This is a genomic window from Hydrotalea sandarakina (assembly GCF_003254115.1).
Taxonomy (GTDB): Bacteria; Bacteroidota; Bacteroidia; order Chitinophagales; family Chitinophagaceae; genus Hydrotalea; species Hydrotalea sandarakina.
The window spans coordinates 1-2,757 of record NZ_QKZV01000021.1 but is presented as its reverse complement, the minus strand read 5'-3'; the positions used below and the strand labels follow the sequence as shown (position 1 = coordinate 2,757).

The 2,757-nt window shown below is 27.0% G+C and carries 3 protein-coding genes; 2 read left to right on the top strand and 1 reads right to left on the bottom strand.

All coding sequences use genetic code 11. The features are described 5' to 3' along the window. Nucleotides 1-57 precede the first annotated feature (57 nt). Together LX80_RS14270 and LX80_RS14265 are read left to right on the top strand one after the other, a co-directional pair. The gene (locus LX80_RS14270; protein WP_111297319.1) at nucleotides 58-1,923 is read left to right on the top strand and encodes a peptidase domain-containing ABC transporter; all 1,866 of its coding nucleotides are present in this window, start codon (nucleotides 58-60) and stop codon (nucleotides 1,921-1,923) included. Between the two features lie 11 nt (nucleotides 1,924-1,934). Beyond that, nucleotides 1,935-2,459, top strand: coding sequence for a hypothetical protein (locus tag LX80_RS14265; protein WP_143439231.1), 525 nt, complete (start codon nucleotides 1,935-1,937; stop codon nucleotides 2,457-2,459). 188 nt (nucleotides 2,460-2,647) lie between these two features. Here the strand turns inward: LX80_RS14265 and LX80_RS14715 are convergent, their stop codons facing one another. Next, nucleotides 2,648-2,746 carry an integrase core domain-containing protein gene (locus LX80_RS14715; RefSeq protein ID WP_394338605.1) on the bottom strand — a complete coding sequence of 33 codons (99 nt, stop codon included), beginning with the start codon at nucleotides 2,744-2,746 and terminating at the stop codon, nucleotides 2,648-2,650. Nucleotides 2,747-2,757 lie beyond the last annotated feature (11 nt).

The following is a 2,757-nucleotide window of genomic DNA, read 5'->3' as shown; positions in this document are numbered from 1 at the left end:
CGGCTATAATAGCCTCTTTTTTAATTGCTTTTTCTAACATATTTTGTCCAAATTTAAGTGACGATTATTCGTCAACCTATTTTAGGACAAGACACATGGATTAGTACGGTTGATGAAAAGGGAACATCATTATTATTAGAACCAACACCTGAATTTTTAAAAAAAAATGAAGTAAAGGAAAAGAATAAAGGTTATACTTTTTTATTTCGCTACCTTAAACCTTACAAAAAATATATTGTTCAACTATTAATTGGAATGTTCATCACCAGCCTGATTTCACTAACATTTCCATTTCTTACACAAGTTTTAATTGACATTGGTGTTACAGATAAAAACTTATCAATTCTATATTTAATTTTATTATCACAACTATTTTTATTTACAGGTAATACTATTATTGAAATTATACGAAGTTGGCTTTTGTTACACATCAATGCAAGAGTAACCCTCAATATCATTTCCGATTTTTTAATTAAACTATTAAAACTACCAATTAAATATTTTGATACAAAAGCAATAGGGGACATTTCTCAACGCATTAGTGACCATCATCGTATTGAAAATTTTTTGACAAACTCGACACTTAGCACATTGTTTTCAATAATTAACATTGTCATTTTTTCACTTGTATTATCATTTTACAACATTAAAATACTCTTTGTATTTATAGTTTTTAGTATATTAGCTATAACTTGGATTTTTTTATTCCAAAAAAAACGTAAACAATTAGACTATAAACGATTTGCTAGAAATAAAGAGAATCAAGACAAGTTATTTGAAATGATAACTGGTATGCAGGAAATAAAATTGTATGGTAGTGAAACTTCCAAGCGATGGGAGTGGGAGCAATTACAAGTAAAATATTTTAAATTGAATATTAAGAGTCTTGCTTTAGAGCAATACCAGCAATCGGGATTTATTTTTTTTTCTCATTTGAAAAATATTATTATTTCATATATTGCAGCAACCGAAGCTATAAAAGGAAATATGACAATTGGTGTATTGTTAAGTATTTCCTACATAATTGGACAAACTAATAGTCCATTAGAACAATTAGTAAGTTTCATAAAATCAGCACAAGATGCACATTTAAGCATGGACAGATTGCAAGAAATTCATAATAAAACCGATGAAGAAAATAACAAAACAAATAAATTCCAACAACAAATAACTAATATATTACATCAAGATATTAAACTTCAAGATCTATCCTTTCAATATGAGGGACCTAACTCTCCATTTGTTTTAAAAGATATTAATTTAACTATTCCCAAAGGTAAAATTACAGCAATAGTTGGCACAAGTGGTAGTGGAAAAACAACATTATTAAAATTATTATTAAATTTTTATCAACCAGTCAAGGGTAACATATTAATTGGTAATGATAACTTACAATCATTATCACCAAAATTTTGGCGAAAACAATGTGGAATAGTAATGCAAGAAGGCTTTATTTTTTATGATACAATAACAAAAAACATTGCATTAGATGGAAAAGAATTAGATTATAACGCAATGGAAAATGCTATTAGAATAACCAATTTGCAAGAGTTTATTAATGAACTTCCACTAGGTTATACAACCAAAATTGGAAGTTCAGGAGTAATTTTAAGTGGTGGGCAAAAACAAAGAATATTAATTGCTCGTTCTGTATATAAAAATCCTAATTATCTTTTTTTTGATGAAGCTACGAGTAATTTGGATGCCAATAACGAAAGACAAATAATGGATAACCTAAATGATTTTTTTAAAGGGAAGACTGTTTTAATTATTGCACATCGCTTAAGTACAGTAAAAAATGCTGATCAAATAATAGTTTTAGAAAAGGGTAAAATTGTGGAAGTTGGGAATCATGAAAAACTTGTAAGAATCAAAGGTAAATATTTTGAATTGGTAAAAAATCAATTAGAGCTAGGCAATTAAAAAATAAAACCATGATATCAAATAAGTTTGAATTAAGAAGTAATGAAGTGCAGGAAGTATTTCAAAAATCTCCTCACTTATTAATAATGTGGGGAAATACTTTTATTGGAATAATTTTAATAGCAGGATTTTATTTACTTGATAATATAACTATACCGCAAAAAATAACTATACCATTTCAACTAATACAAACTAAAAAGCCATATAACTCTGAAGAAGTATTTGCTTTGCAGATAGATTCAGAATATACTTCACACATATACCAACACCAACCAATTAATATTAATTTTGAAAAATACCCTTCAAATATTTATGGAACTATCCAGACAGAAATAGACACAATTATTTCCTTTCAAAATAAAAAAATAATATTCTTTAAATTACAAAATGAACAATCAAAAAATAATTTATCATTCAGAGTAACATTAAAACCTTTTTTATTAGGTAATTTAGTAACACAAATTGACAAAAAAAATTTTCTTTCCACAATTAAAAATTCATTATTCTCCAAAATAAAAACAAAAGATAAAAGATAAGTAATTTCACTTTGTTATTTTAGTCTGTTGTAATTGTGTAAGCTCCCCTTTTTTTAATGCCATTGTTAATTAGAGATTTCTAAGGTACTGATCTTTTGTTTTTCAATCACTTTATCCACTAAACGGCTCTCTTCAATTAATGAATGATTTGCGTTCGCCTTTTTTGGATAAAGGGATATATCTACACTTTATCTTTTGTAATTTTCTTCAGCAAATTTTATGGGAGATGAGTATCCTAGAGATTTGTGTGGTCTGTCTGTATTGTAATCAATCCTCCATTGCTCTATTTGCTCTCTTA